Here is a 13,599-nt window from a genome sequence, read left to right on the forward strand (position 1 = left end):
GAATATCCCGTGACTTATGTCACAACTAAAAACAATTAAGCTATTGTTTTTATTAGATAAAAATAGTTGGCATGGTTCTTGAATAGATACCTACAAGATCATACTAACGAAGGTAAAGAACATGAATTTTCACATCAATAATCTCGTTGCCGAACAACAAAATATCATCGAGTTGTTCAAAGTTGTAAAACCAAAACCAGCAATTTCAATCATTGGACTTGGCTATGTCGGAGCTGTCTCCACAGCCTGTCTTGCAAAATTGGGCCATGAAGTAATTGGTGCCGATCTTGACGAAATTAAAGTGAACCAAATTGCCCAAGGCATTTCTCCAATTCACGAAGAGAACCTCCAGAACTTGCTGCAAGACGGTGTCGAAGACGAACTGATTACAGCAACTACAGATGTCACAGCCGCTGTGCGCGAGACTGATATAACCTTCGTATCGGTAGGCACCCCCACCAAAAGCGATGGCGGCTGTGACGCGTCTTACATCATCTCTGCAGCGCAAATGATTGGTGAAGGTCTTAAGCAAAAAGATAAATATCACCTCGTCGTAATGCGCTGTTCAGTGCCACCAGGAACCACTCTTGATGTCATGGTGCCAGAAATCGAAAAAGCATCCGGACTAAAAATGGGTGAAGGCTTCGGTATCTGCTTTAACCCGGAATTCCTGCGCGAAGGCACTGCAATCGCAGACTTTGATGCCCCGCCAAAAACAGTGATCGGCGCCAACGATGAGCGTGCTGCATTGGCATTGACAGAAGTCTACTACCCTGTTGATGACAACGTCATTATCACAACAATTGAAGCTGCTGAAATGGTCAAATATGTCGACAATATTTGGCACGCAACAAAGGTTTGTTTTGCCAATGAAGTTGGCCGCATCTGTAAGCCGCTTGATATCGACAGTCATGAAGTGATGAACATCTTTGTTCAGGACACAAAACTAAATCTATCTCCTTACTACCTAAAACCAGGCTTCGCATATGGTGGCTCATGCTTACCAAAAGAAGTGCGCGCCGTTGTGCATTTGGGTGAAGAACTTGGCGTAGATCTGCCGCTTGTTAACTCACTGGCAGAGACCAATAAACAACAGATTCAATCAGCAGTGGATTTGATCAAAAAGACTGGCAAAAAGAAAATTGGTTTCCTCGGTTTGGCATTTAAAGCCGGCACCGACGACATCAGAGAAAGTCCAATTCTTGAAGTCATCGCATCCCTGCTTGATGAAGGTTTTGACATTGGTGTGCACGATCCTGCGATCGGCAAAGACACCTCAATTAAAGGTCAATTCAATTATGTGCGCAATGTATGTCCGCACCTTGAGCAAGTCATCGATGAGCTTCCTGAATTGATGGCAGCAAACACAGGCGAACTCCTAGATGATTGCGATGTTGTTGTTGTCACGCAGAAGAACGCAAGTTTCCAAATGCAGGTAGGCGCACGCTTAAATAACAAAGAGGTCATCGATCTTGTGCGTCTTTTCGATGAACTCCCAAACCACCAGTCATATCAAGGAATTGGCTGGTAACCCTCTGAAAAATAATAACAAAACTAACTAGGAATATAATATGACTTTATATGATGGTATGAATATTTCCCCGGTGCTTGGTACAAATTTAGCTGATAATATGCGTGGGACAGGACGATCTGAAGTCCTGTCCGGCGCCGGCGGAGATGATATAATCCAGGCCTTAAGTGGAAATGACGAAGTTTTCGGTGGAACCGGAAACGACACCCTCTACGGACAGGGTGGCAATGACACGATGTATGGTAACGGAAAACCAAAATACGTCGACATGAGCGATTTCAAAATTTCACAATCCACGCAAGCCACAGTCACCTTCCTCGATGAAGGTGCGGGTTTTCGTAATGCATTGGGTGTCTACGAAATTAATGCAGATGGGTCGTTCTCTAACGTTCAAATTCTGTTTCCCAACGCATCCAAGGTAGGCAGTGGCGGGGATTTGATCCCAGGTCAATCCAATGTTCAGTTTGATGTCTCTGAAGGTGCTCAATTGGGCTTTTTCGTTGTATCGAATGGCTACGGTAAAGGTTATTTAAACCGTGAAGCACTGTCAGCGGAAACTGGCCACTTTGAACTACGAAATTCAAATGGTGAAATTGGCTCAACATCAGATCGCAGTGTAGAATTATTCTACCTTGATCCCAATGGCGCAGAAACAGCCATTCGCAGCCAGTACGGCTATTCTTTGTTCCACTCTATTGGTACAGCTGAAAACGATTATAAACCAAACCCAGATGAGTTTGGTCATGTTGTTGGACGTGCCAATACAGTTAGCGGCGAAGTATTGATCGGCTTTGAGGACCTTTATGGCGGCGGTGACAAAGACTTTGATGACACCGTTATCTCTGTCGAACTTGGCCAACAAAATGTGGTTGGCATGTTGCCTCAATCATCTGGAAACGGTGGCGTTTTACCAGATGACGACATCATCTATGGCGGTGATGGCGATGACACGCTTTATGGCATCAGCGGTGACGATATGCTTTCCGGTGGTAACGGCAATGATGAGTTAAATGGAAACTCCGGCGAAGACATTCTTTATGGCAATGACGGAAACGACCTACTTAACGGCAATTCAGGCAATGACCAACTCTTTGGTGGTAATGGCAATGATGAGCTGAACGGGAACTCAGGCGACGATCAACTCCACGGAAATGCCGGCGAAGACGAACTCAACGGCCATTCCGGAAATGATGAGCTGTTTGGTGGAGATAACAATGACCGCCTAAACGGCGGGTCAGGTGATGACGCCCTTAGCGGTGGTAATGGCTCTGATATCCTCATCGGTGGCTCAGGCGTCGACACAATGGATGGCGGGTCAGGTAATGATACGTTATCTGCAGGATCTGGTGATGACACATTATCAGGTGGTTCTGGTGACGACACTCTGAATGGCAATAGTGGCAATGATGTCATGAATGGCGATTCTGGTGCCGATACGCTAAATGGTCACTCAGGTGATGATGAGCTGAACGGTGGTTCAGGCCAAGACCGTCTTGTTGGCGGTGGCGGAGCAGATACCTTAAGCGGCGGTGAACATAATGACCGTCTTTATGGCGGATCTGGCAATGACACCATCCAGGGTGATGAAGGCAATGACTACATCAATGCAGGTTCCGGCAATGATGATATCGAAGGTGGTAGCGGAAATGATAAAATGATCGGCGGTGGCGGATCAGATAACTTCATTTTCACAAACTCAAGCGACAGTTTGGGCACCGACTGGATCTATGATTTTGCGCTTGATGACACCCTCACGTTCTCAGGTTTCGAAATCACAGGTTTTGATGAGCTTATGGATCTTGCAAGCCAAGATGGAAGTAATGTTTCCATTGATTACGGCGCTGATGAATGTCTTAACATCAAAGACTGTCAGTTAGATTCGTTGCAAAGCGATATGATGATCTTTATCTAATCAAATATTGGTTCGGCTGCATTGTGGCCGGACCATTTATCTTAAAACTAAATATCTACTGAGTGGTGATAAGGTGCAGTCTTGCCATCGACCATGCCGCTGCATGATGTGTAATTGCAATTTCACCTGAAAACAGAGCAGCATCAACGTCTTCCATACTCAGTTCTAATAATTCCATCTCTTCTAAATCACCAGAATCTGGTTCTTGAACTTGACGGCAGCCCGTCTGAACGAAATATGTTCCGACACAGCCCCTTTGATTTCCATTGTCTGTGAACTCACCTAACCGATGAGTATGTGTCGCTTTGACCCCGGTCTCTTCCAGCAATTCCCGATCACATGCGTGCTCAGCAGCTTCACCTTTGTCTGCGAAACCTCCCGGAAATGTCAATGATGTTTTCCCCACACCATGTTTATACTGCCGCATCATCAAAACATTGCCATTCTCCATAAATGGCACCGTAATCACAAATGGGCGAAGATGAATTTGATAAAAATCATCAATGACTAATGTCTCATCGATTTGAACTTTTTGGCGAACAACTTTTAGATAAGGTTCAGCAGCAAAGACTGTATCTTCAGAGATAGTTTTCCAATTTTTTTGCAAGTTCGCACCGCCTTTCGCTTGCCGTAATTTTAATCGCTAAATTAAAGGCGTTACAAGCACATTTTATGCATGCACCGAATAGAAAAAGCCCGAGCCCTATAAAATAAAGGGCCCGGGCGACATAATTTTATCAAACAAAATTAGTTTGCTGAACTACGCACTGTCCATGTTTGATAAGCTGCCAGCGCATCGCTGCAAGCCTCAAGGCTAAGAACCTTAATTTGGTTTGCATCGCTGCGACCAGTACGCGTGGCTTCCGCAAGTGTAAAACACATCCCCTCAGCTGAGGCCGGAGAGATAACACCCTCACCTGTAAAGGCAAACGACTGCGCATCGCTTCCATCACAAGCAGCAAGATCAATGGATGTTCCGGCATCATTTGAAGCAACAGATGCACAAACATCAAATTCTGGCATATATAAAACACCATCAGCGAATTTTGCAGAATCAAAGGCCTGATCTACACCAAGCTCACCTGATGGGCTGTAGCATGTGTGTCCCTGAAGACCATCATCTGGGTTTGCTTTGTCACCCTGGGCCCGAGCAATATCAAGGCAATACCCATTTTGTACGTTATCAAGGATATCCGCTAGATAAATTTCAACTTTCTCTGCTTGCGCAGAAGACACATTCATAAATGCAAATAGTGAAAGCACGACCATTATATATTTTCGCATATCAAAATTCCTTTCAAAATTGATTGCTAATAGCTTACAACTAGTTTCTCGGTTCAACGCATGACTAGGACAAAATACATTTTACGTTGCGACCAATTAGGTTGGTGCATTTGAAACAAAATTGTGAAGTTAATGTGAAGCATGCGCCAAAAAAGCGTTTTACATAGAACTCGAAGTTTATTTTCACAGCTAAAGAATTTTGTTTAACAACGTTAAAAATGCGACCAACCGGGTGTCTATTCTCACAAGTTTTCAAGTTCTTGCCTAATGCTCAGGCCCGAAGTTTTATACTTTTCTATCGCTTGTTCACTGTGGAAAGCCATTATAGCATCTTCAAATGATGAGCGTTGTTTAAGCCTGTCCAGCCAATTTTCCAATGCACTGAACCTTTTTTCAGACCAATCAGGTTTTAAATGCAAAAACTCAATTCTCATCACAAACGGTAAAATGGCCAGATCAGCCAAGGTGACATTATCTGAACACAAAAATTCCGAGTTTTGCAGTTGCGTTTCTAGTCTTTGGAATATGTTCTGAAGGTAAATGACAGCCGAACTTGCAGCAATCCCTTCAAGGCCATTTTGAACGACATCATATAAACGCTGAGCACGCGCCTTATCTGGCACGCGATTAAACTTCTCGGTTAGCTCTTCTGGCGACATAGCCAAAAGCTTCTCTCGATTTAATGACAAAGTCGTCAATACATGGACTGCTTGATGGAAACGTACAGATTGATCAAGCCACCATGACACGTCATTGAGTTTTTTTTGGTCAATATTAAGGTGCTTGCTGACATTCTTATTCTGAACTAAATACAACATAATATCGTTAGATTCAGTCAAACATCTATCACCATCGACAAAAGCGGGAACGGACGCTTTTGGATTCAGCGACAAATATTGCGGCAGAAATTGTTCACCCTTTTTTAGATCAAGAAAAACCCCCTGCCACTCAACATTCAGTTCGGCTAATACAAGCCGAACCTTTTGTGAGCAAACAGAGGTTTTCGAATGATACAGTATTGGAATGTCACTGTTTTTCACCATGTGACCATTCCAATATCAGTTAAGATTAAGCTGCAGAGCTTGAACGGACACCTTCAACAATTGCAGTAAATTCTGCATCATCAAGGATATCACGTTTTTGGATACCGGCTTTTTTCACTTCAGCCAACATTTCAGCAACTTGTTCATCATTAGCAGCACCGAGATTTAACTCTTCAAGTTTGTAAAGAATTGAAGCCTTGCCACTTTTCTTACCCAGAACAACTTCGCCTACACGGCCGGTAAGTGCAGGATGGGTACCAAACATAACCAACGGGTCATGCATCACAAAATTAATACCAATGCCCGATTCACGCGTGAAATTACCAGAACCCAAAATAGGTTTATTGCGTTGAATTGGGATGTTGGAAAGTTTCGATAACAAATCACCCAGTTCCGGCAATTTATCCATACGGTAACCCGTGTCATAACCATAAAGAAGATCAAGACCGAGCATCAATTCTTCCAGCGCTGCATTACCAGTTCGCTCGCCCAAACCATTTCCGCAAGAATGAACACATTCTGCGCCAGCGGTCACAGCTGCAAGTTCAGTTGCAACGCCCATACCGAAATCATTATGTGTATGGATTTCAATCGGCAGTGACGTCATTTCCTTCACCCAACGAACCATATACTTGATCGCTTCAGGTGTTGCACAACCCATTGTATCGACAATGCCAATAGAGTCCGGCGGCGATTCAGCCATAATACCTTTACAAAGATTTTCTAGATCATCCGCGCGTGCTCGTGTCGTATCATAGGGAAAGAATACGGCGTGCAGACCATTTTCCTTCGCATAACGAATGATCGGCGCACTTTTGGCCAATACATCTTTCCATGTCCAGCCAAACTGTGTGACCAATTTCGGATAACCAATTGGCACTTCAATGATAACACCATCCGCACCGCACTCCAGAGCTTTGTCGATATCGGATTTCATTGCTCGCGCAAATGTGTAAATCTTGGACTTCAAGCCGAGTTTAGAAATTTGTTTGATGGCCTCCTCATCCTGAGGTGAAACCGCGGGCATACCAGCCTCAATACGCTCAACCCCAACCTCGTCCAGTTTCCGCGCAATTGCGATTTTATCATCGACCGAGAACACAACACCAGGTGTCTGTTCACCGTCGCGAAGCGTTGCGTCGTGAATCTCTACTTTTTCCGGAAGGTCTAGGGACTTTCTAACCTCTGGCACGAAGTTATACGGACTTACCCAATATTTGCCGTCTTCAAAATGATCTTCGCGCACTTTTATCTCCAATTTATTGTTAGCGTGGACTCTCAAATTAAATTCTAGAAGCTATTTTTCACATATATTTTAGGATTTCAACCAAAAATATCAATATTTTTAAATCTTTAAAATAATCAATTTGCGGCAATTAGCGAGATAAAAAGTTAAGACTTGTATCATTAAATAGCAAATATCTTATTGTTTTTGCTGTATAAATGTGAATTTGAACGAAAATTAGGCAGTCTCATTATTCGTAAAATAGCAACTTGTAATATCCACAAAATATCGATATTATTGCCTCATGATGCCAAATTCTTTTGCCATATCTAATTTTTTATCAGCTGTCGCGCACCGCGGACGGAACATTATTGGTATGTCCCGCGAGGACAGAAAACTCGTCACAAGCGAGAAAGTTATCGAATTGTGTCACAAACTTCTCTCAAGTAAGGGTGAAGCATCGGGCATAGCCCTGTCATTTGAAATTCTCGATTGTTATCAATATCTACCGCCAGAAGAAAAATTTCTATTCTTTAAAGCCTTGCTCAGCGAGTTTTCTGCGCCGCAAGAATTGGCGGTTCACGCAGCTCAAGCTTATCTAGAAAGCCCTTCTGATAGCAATTTAGCGCTTTTGTCCGAAATCAGCGAACCGATGCGACGACGTCTTATTCTAAGACTTAATCAAGCAGATAATGCGACTTTATTGCTCATTAAAATGCGCGAAGATCTGTTAGAATTCATCAAGGATGATCCAAGCCTTAAAGATGTTGATAGAGATTTCAAAAAACTATTCACATCCTGGTTTAACGGCGGCTTCTTAAATTTAAAGCGTCTTGATTGGTCAAGTTCAGCTTCTATCTTGGAAAAGATCATACGTTATGAGGCCGTGCACAATATGGCTGGATGGGATGATTTGCGTAAACGCCTTGATCCACCAGATCGCCATATCTACGGATTTTTTCATCCTCGCCTAAAAGAAGAGCCACTGATCTTTGTCGAGGTTGCACTGACCACTGACAAACCTCAGGAAATTGGATTTATTTTAGAGGATGAGCGGGTATTTTTAGAGGCTGAAACAGCCAAAACCGCCACATTCTATTCCATCTCCAACTGCCAAAAGGGCTTAAGGGGCATCCCATTGGGAAGCTTTTTAATCAAACAAGTCGTCGAGGATCTACGCGAAACCTTCCCAGCTTTGGAAGAATTCGTCACGCTCTCTCCGATCCCTGGATTTGCAAAATGGCTCAACACCCTTTTAGATAATGAAGCAATCGACTTGCCGTCAGATGTAAAATCTTCATTGTGGGAACTCAAAACAGGCGAATGGCTCAACGATGAGAACGCGATTGCAAGAATAACCCCAATTGTGCATTCAGCGATCGCTTACTACATTACCTTAGAAAAAGATCGCCGGGATCTTCCACTTGATTCAGTTGCTAAATTTCATTTAGGCAATGGTGCACGTTTAGAACGGACCAATTGGCCTGCTGATCTGTCTCAAGCCGGCTTAAAAAATTCATTTGGTGCAATGGTCAATTATGGCTATCGCCTCAACGAAATTGAACGAAATCATGAACGATTTGTTGAAAATGGTGAGATTTCTGCCTCTTCAACCGTAGCTCGGTCGGCAAAAACCTTTCAAAACAACCTAATCTTGTTGGAAACCGCTATCAATGATATTGCGTAGACAATCAAAATGGAGCTATGCATTTGGATTAAGCCCGGCCTGAACCTTTGACGAGATGTGAGCATTGATTTGAAAAACGTAGACAGAAAAATCGAAGAGTTGGACAAACAAGCATCAGCGGCTAATAATAGCGATGTCACGTCATCGCAATCAATGACAAGCCGAGCATATTCTCGATTACGTGATGATATCATTTCAGGGGTTTTAAAACCCGGACAAAAATTGAAAGTTGAAAAACTTCGTCAGGAATATGAGGTCGGTTCAAGCCCGGTTCGCGAAGCACTTAGTCTTTTAACTTCAGATCACTTTGTTGAACGTATGGATCAACGCGGGTTCCGTGTTGCATCCGTTAGCGCATCTGAGTTTGGGGAACTACTTAAAACCCGCTGCTGGCTTGAAGAACGAGCACTTCGTGAATCCATCAAAAATGGCCAAAGCGGCTGGGAAGAGCAAGTCGTACTCGCCACCTATCGTTTATCGCGCGTTCCTCGCACAGAAGATGGTGATCATTTCATCGCAAATGTTGAATGGGAAAAGCGCCATAAACACTTTCACATGACATTGATATCCGCATGCGGCTCAAGCTTTTTGCTTAAATTCTGCGACCAGCTTTATGATCAAAATGTAAGATATCGCCAGCTCTCCGGAAAAGCAGCTTACCCAATGCGTGATGTAACTGCCGAACATGGTGCAATTTGCGATGCAGTGCTCGCACGAGATGAAGATCTAGCAGCTAAACTGCTCATCAATCACTATGATAATACCGGCAATTTCTTGAAGGAGAACATGGCTGACTAATTAGTAAGTCAGCCATATCTAAATCGATCGCTAGGCTTGTTCTTTTCCAAGCACAAAATCAAAATCAACTGTGAAGAACGGCATGGTAACATTTTCACCGATTTCCAAACCTGCCGGAATTTTTGACTTATCAGTTTGCTCAACATATTCCATGATGAGTTTTTCTCTCACACCAAAGACTGCATCATTATCAAGATAAGGATCATCGCTTGGGAACACCTCTGTTACCAATGAGCGATAACCCGGCGCTGTGATAATAAAGTGCAAATGCGATGGACGCCATGGATGGCGACCGGTGGCCTTTAACATCTCACCAACGGATCCATCAATCGGCACAGTATAAGGCGCTGGGCGAACTGTTGTAAGCTTATAAACCCCATCTTCGCCAACCACCATGTGACCACGAAGATTATATTCCGGCTGCTCGTTGTCCTGGTTTGAATAAAGACCATTATCCGCTGTTTGCCAGATTTCGATCTCAGCCCCGGCAATAGGATTGCCCTCTGGGTCAGTTACCTTACCCTCAACAATCACGGTTGCTCCGTCATTATCGCGCTTTAAATCTCCGCCAACAGCTAGATCAGGTGCGCCGAGAATATGAAACGGCCCAAGCACACTTGAAGGTGTAACGCCCTCAGGGGAATGCACCATATCAACGAGGGACGAAAGTCCTAAAACATCTGATAAAAGCACAAACTCATTGCGCTCGTCATCGGTCATCTCACCGGTAAAGCGTAAAAACTCAAGCCCTCGTCTCCATTCGTCGTGGGATAGATTTGTTTCACGAACGAAATCATGCAGATGATGCACAAGACGATCCAAAATGAATTTTAAACGTTCATCTGTTTCCGGTTCGCAATAATCCAAAAATGCTTGGGTAATTGTATCTTTTGTTACTGTGCGCATTTAAGGCCTCCAATTTTCTAGTTCAAAATCCCGATAGATAGAACTGGGTATTTAATAATGAGAATAAGAACGAGCAGCATGATCACCGCAAATGGGAAGGCTCCCATAAAGACGTCTTTGAGAGAGATCTTTGGATCATTTAGCGTTGCTTTGATTACGAAACATGAGATGCCTAGCGGCGGCGTTAACAGCCCGATCTCAGCACCGATTACGGTCACAATCCCAAACCACACTAGGCTCAGCCCCATCGATTCAATCAGTGTTAAAAACAATGGCACAACAATCAAAATGATCGAGGCTGTATCCAAGATGGTTCCCAGGAATAGCATCAATAAAACATAGATGATCATGACGGTGACAAAACCGAAATTATACTCCTGCAAGAACGCGTTCAATTCGTTGGGCAAACCAGCGTAACCAAGCATGCGACTGTAAAGCGATGCCATGAGAATAAGGAACAAAATAGAGGCTGTGATATGACCTGTTTCAATCGCTGTTTGCCACAAACCTTTCCAGGTAATCTTTTTACGCATAAGTGCGATGATTAATGCAACAAACGCACCTGCTGCACCAGATTCAACAGGTGTCAGCCAGCCTGTATATATGCCACCCAGAACGACGGTAATCAGGAATAATATCGGAACAGTTTTATCAAAGACTTCAAACCATGTTAGCTCATCAATTTCAGTACTTTTAACGTTTTGACCGATGAAAGATGGCCAAAATCTACCCGCTAACAAAATACCAATAATATATGCAGCAGTCAGCACCAAACCGGGCACAATTCCAGCGAGGAACATCTCGCCGACAGATTGCTCCGCCACAAAGGAATAGATAATTAGCATCGCACTTGGCGGTATGATCATCCCCAAAACTGACGAACCTGCAACAACGCCCACTGCAAATCGAGGATTATAGTTTAGTCTCTTCATCTCAGGCACTGAGATTTTAGTAAACACAGATGCAGATGCAATTGATGATCCAGTAACGGCCGCAAACACTGCGTTTGCACCCACGGTTGCCATACCGATACCGCCGGTAATTTTGCGAAAGCCGCGGCTCATAACCGTATAGATATCAGTGCCTAACCCCGCCCTTGAGACGAGCAAGCCCATAACAGTAAACAACGGAATTGTTGCAAAGGCATATTCTTCCACACCGTCGCCCACAGCAACTTTTAAGAAGTTAAAGGCAAGGATAGATTTGCCTGAAATCAACCAAATAGATACAAACGAAACCAACCCCAGCGCGATCGGAATATACATACCGATATAAACGAGGAAGATGATTGCGACGACTGAAAAAGCACCAATTTCTACAGGGGTCATGACAAGCTTCTTTTTTGGAGTTTATTCTTCATTAGGCTTCAACATCTTTTGCTGCATTAGCCATTGCTTTTTGATGACTGCCGAACAATTGAGCTTGTTCAGTATCAAGAAGAGCCTTCAGGATAAAAATAATAGCACAAAGCGTTACGCTGAAAGCTATTGCCAGCTTAACAGGCCAGGTTGGCGCGGTGAAAATTCCAGGCGTACCCGCATATTCACAACGACCAAATGCATCGGATAAATCCTGCATAAAATTACCCGTCAAAGGTGGGCCAAATTCCGGCGCGACGAAAAACGAGCAAGTCTCATATGATTCAACAAATTCAGGCCACACTGTCCATGCAATCAGCACCATGAAAATACCCGCAACAAAATCAATAATCCGCGAAATATTCCGTGCCAATTTTGGTTTAAAACCATTCATAAGATGCAAAAACCCATCAGACCGCGTTAAACGATTTGACCTGACAACATCGGGTAATTGCAAGAAAACGATGAGTGCCAGAGAAAATATCACAAGCTCTACAACACCATTAATGGGGTCATGGAAAATGCCTCTGGCAACTACATCAGCGTTTAAGATCGCAACGAGTGCGAAAATCAACATCGTGCCAATTGTATTTGCGACGATTGCAACATTAATTGACCCAGTGAAAAACCGGCGAAAGAACGCTGTAATCATAAATTTTTCCTCCGCCGATCAGCTTCTTAAAGTTCTGCTGCCCAGTCACGCAATGGTGTGAAACCTGCGTCTTTAAGCTTGCCAATGTATGATTTCAGCATATCAGAGCCAGGAGCACCTTCTGAATCAAGCTTCTTTGCCCAGTCAACGGCAATGTTTGGCATTGAATCAGCCCAGGCTTTACGTGCCTCGTCACTCATTTCAACCACTGTACCGCCGCCTGCTTTAAAGGCTTCAATGGATTCAGCTGCACGATCCATCGCGATACCTGCAACATGGTCACGATACTCAAGAGCTACTTGTTGAAGTACTGATTTCACATCATCTGGAAGTTTATTCCAAACATCTTTGTTGATTGTCACTGTTTTAGAATTCACAGCACCCAAATCCACTTTTAGCATGTAAGGAGCAACTTCAGCGATTTTAAATGTTTTCGCAGCTTCAGGCCACAGCATTGCAGCTTCTGTCACACCAGTTTGGATCATGTTATAAAATGTTGGAAGACCACCACGCACACCAGCTGCGCCGTTAATACCCTCAAGATATCTTAGGTTATAACCAGCACCTGCAACTTTTTTACCTTCAAGGTCAGAAAGCGAGTTGATCGGAGTTTTTGAAAACAGCTGATAGGTATCAAGCACCACACCTGTTGCCAAATAAACTTGGTTTTCAGCATCAAGTTCTTTTGCCATTTGCGGATATTCGCGCGCGATCTCGTCAACGGCTTTAGCAACGACACGCGCATCAGCTGCAATAAACGGTGTTACCGCAGAAATACCTTGGCTCGGTAGTTTTGAGTTGTGGAAAATTGTTGTCACAATGCCAATGTCGCCCAAACCAAGTTGAATGCCCTCTAGAACACCACGAGGCTTAACAATTGTACCACCGTATCCTTCTTGCCATTTGATTTCGTATTTGCCACCAGCTGCTAGCTCTTCATTTACCCGTGGTATGAAGAAACCCGAAAATTCCTTTACCCACATAGAGCGCTCTGGATAGCCGTCGATCGCGATCATATTAATCGTCTCAACAGCTGATGCCGGCGTTGTGTGAACAACAGTGTTTGCACCCAGTGCCAACGCTGCAAGCACAACACTTGTCTTACTTATTTGTTTTACGAGTTTTAACATTTTTTCCTCCCGAAATGTGTCCGAACTCAACATGGACTTCAAACTAAATATAAATTGATGAAACGGAGCCTCC

12 protein-coding genes are annotated in these 13,599 nt (G+C 43.8%); 4 read left to right on the top strand and 8 right to left on the bottom strand.

What is annotated here, in order from left to right:
• Positions 1 to 121: 121 nt before the first annotated feature.
• Positions 122 to 1,531 (top strand): nucleotide sugar dehydrogenase, encoded by a 1,410-nt coding sequence (locus tag ACZ1GZ_RS16965; protein ID WP_472666048.1) that lies wholly within the window; start codon positions 122 to 124, stop codon positions 1,529 to 1,531.
• Positions 1,532 to 1,571: 40 nt separating this feature from the next.
• Positions 1,572 to 3,443 (top strand): DUF4114 domain-containing protein, encoded by a 1,872-nt coding sequence (locus ACZ1GZ_RS16970; protein ID WP_472666049.1) that lies wholly within the window; start codon positions 1,572 to 1,574, stop codon positions 3,441 to 3,443.
• A 55-nt stretch (positions 3,444 to 3,498) separates the two neighbouring features.
• Here the strand turns inward: ACZ1GZ_RS16970 and ACZ1GZ_RS16975 are convergent, their stop codons facing one another.
• The 4 genes from ACZ1GZ_RS16975 to ACZ1GZ_RS16990 form a co-directional block, all read right to left on the bottom strand.
• The gene (locus ACZ1GZ_RS16975) at positions 3,499 to 4,050 is read right to left on the bottom strand and encodes an NUDIX hydrolase (RefSeq protein WP_472666050.1); all 552 of its coding nucleotides are present in this window, start codon (positions 4,048 to 4,050) and stop codon (positions 3,499 to 3,501) included.
• A 140-nt stretch (positions 4,051 to 4,190) separates the two neighbouring features.
• The gene (locus tag ACZ1GZ_RS16980) at positions 4,191 to 4,727 is read right to left on the bottom strand and encodes a ricin-type beta-trefoil lectin domain protein (RefSeq protein ID WP_472666051.1); all 537 of its coding nucleotides are present in this window, start codon (positions 4,725 to 4,727) and stop codon (positions 4,191 to 4,193) included.
• Positions 4,728 to 4,969: 242 nt separating this feature from the next.
• The gene (locus ACZ1GZ_RS16985; protein ID WP_472666052.1) at positions 4,970 to 5,767 is read right to left on the bottom strand and encodes a glutathione S-transferase family protein; all 798 of its coding nucleotides are present in this window, start codon (positions 5,765 to 5,767) and stop codon (positions 4,970 to 4,972) included.
• Between the two features lie 28 nt (positions 5,768 to 5,795).
• On the bottom strand, positions 5,796 to 7,016 hold the full coding sequence (locus ACZ1GZ_RS16990) for a LeuA family protein (protein ID WP_472666053.1): 1,221 nt from the start codon (positions 7,014 to 7,016) through the stop codon (positions 5,796 to 5,798).
• Positions 7,017 to 7,371: 355 nt separating this feature from the next.
• On the opposite strand from ACZ1GZ_RS16990, the gene ACZ1GZ_RS16995 reads away from it, so the two are divergent.
• Positions 7,372 to 8,682: a malonyl-CoA decarboxylase domain-containing protein gene (locus ACZ1GZ_RS16995; RefSeq protein ID WP_472666054.1), complete on the top strand. Its 1,311-nt coding sequence runs from the start codon at positions 7,372 to 7,374 to the stop codon at positions 8,680 to 8,682.
• 69 nt (positions 8,683 to 8,751) lie between these two features.
• Entirely contained in the window at positions 8,752 to 9,480 is a 729-nt protein-coding gene (locus tag ACZ1GZ_RS17000) for a GntR family transcriptional regulator (protein WP_472666055.1), read from the top strand.
• Between the two features lie 30 nt (positions 9,481 to 9,510).
• Here the strand turns inward: ACZ1GZ_RS17000 and ACZ1GZ_RS17005 are convergent, their stop codons facing one another.
• From ACZ1GZ_RS17005 to ACZ1GZ_RS17020, 4 genes are read right to left on the bottom strand one after another with little or no spacing between them, the layout of a single operon-like run.
• Positions 9,511 to 10,386, bottom strand: coding sequence for a dioxygenase family protein (locus ACZ1GZ_RS17005; RefSeq protein WP_472666056.1), 876 nt, complete (start codon positions 10,384 to 10,386; stop codon positions 9,511 to 9,513).
• Positions 10,387 to 10,403: 17 nt separating this feature from the next.
• A complete protein-coding gene (locus ACZ1GZ_RS17010; RefSeq protein WP_472666057.1) occupies positions 10,404 to 11,714 on the bottom strand; it encodes a TRAP transporter large permease in 1,311 nt (436 codons plus the stop codon).
• A 31-nt stretch (positions 11,715 to 11,745) separates the two neighbouring features.
• Positions 11,746 to 12,396, bottom strand: coding sequence for a TRAP transporter small permease subunit (locus ACZ1GZ_RS17015; protein WP_472666058.1), 651 nt, complete (start codon positions 12,394 to 12,396; stop codon positions 11,746 to 11,748).
• A 26-nt stretch (positions 12,397 to 12,422) separates the two neighbouring features.
• Complete coding sequence (locus ACZ1GZ_RS17020) at positions 12,423 to 13,526, bottom strand: C4-dicarboxylate TRAP transporter substrate-binding protein (protein WP_472666059.1); 1,104 nt, start codon at positions 13,524 to 13,526, stop codon at positions 12,423 to 12,425.
• Positions 13,527 to 13,599 lie beyond the last annotated feature (73 nt).

It is taken from the genome of Lentilitoribacter sp. JB5-8 (genome assembly GCF_055693385.1).

Coding starts and splice junctions, on each gene's coding strand:
- ACZ1GZ_RS16965 (WP_472666048.1), top strand. CDS start 122: ATGAATTTTCACATCAATAATCTCGTTGCCGAACAACAAAATATCATC.
- ACZ1GZ_RS16970 (WP_472666049.1), top strand. CDS start 1,572: ATGACTTTATATGATGGTATGAATATTTCCCCGGTGCTTGGTACAAAT.
- ACZ1GZ_RS16980 (WP_472666051.1), bottom strand. CDS start 4,727: ATGCGAAAATATATAATGGTCGTGCTTTCACTATTTGCATTTATGAAT.
- ACZ1GZ_RS16995 (WP_472666054.1), top strand. CDS start 7,372: ATGTCCCGCGAGGACAGAAAACTCGTCACAAGCGAGAAAGTTATCGAA.
- ACZ1GZ_RS17005 (WP_472666056.1), bottom strand. CDS start 10,386: ATGCGCACAGTAACAAAAGATACAATTACCCAAGCATTTTTGGATTAT.
- ACZ1GZ_RS17010 (WP_472666057.1), bottom strand. CDS start 11,714: ATGACCCCTGTAGAAATTGGTGCTTTTTCAGTCGTCGCAATCATCTTC.
- ACZ1GZ_RS17015 (WP_472666058.1), bottom strand. CDS start 12,396: ATGATTACAGCGTTCTTTCGCCGGTTTTTCACTGGGTCAATTAATGTT.
- ACZ1GZ_RS17020 (WP_472666059.1), bottom strand. CDS start 13,526: ATGTTAAAACTCGTAAAACAAATAAGTAAGACAAGTGTTGTGCTTGCA.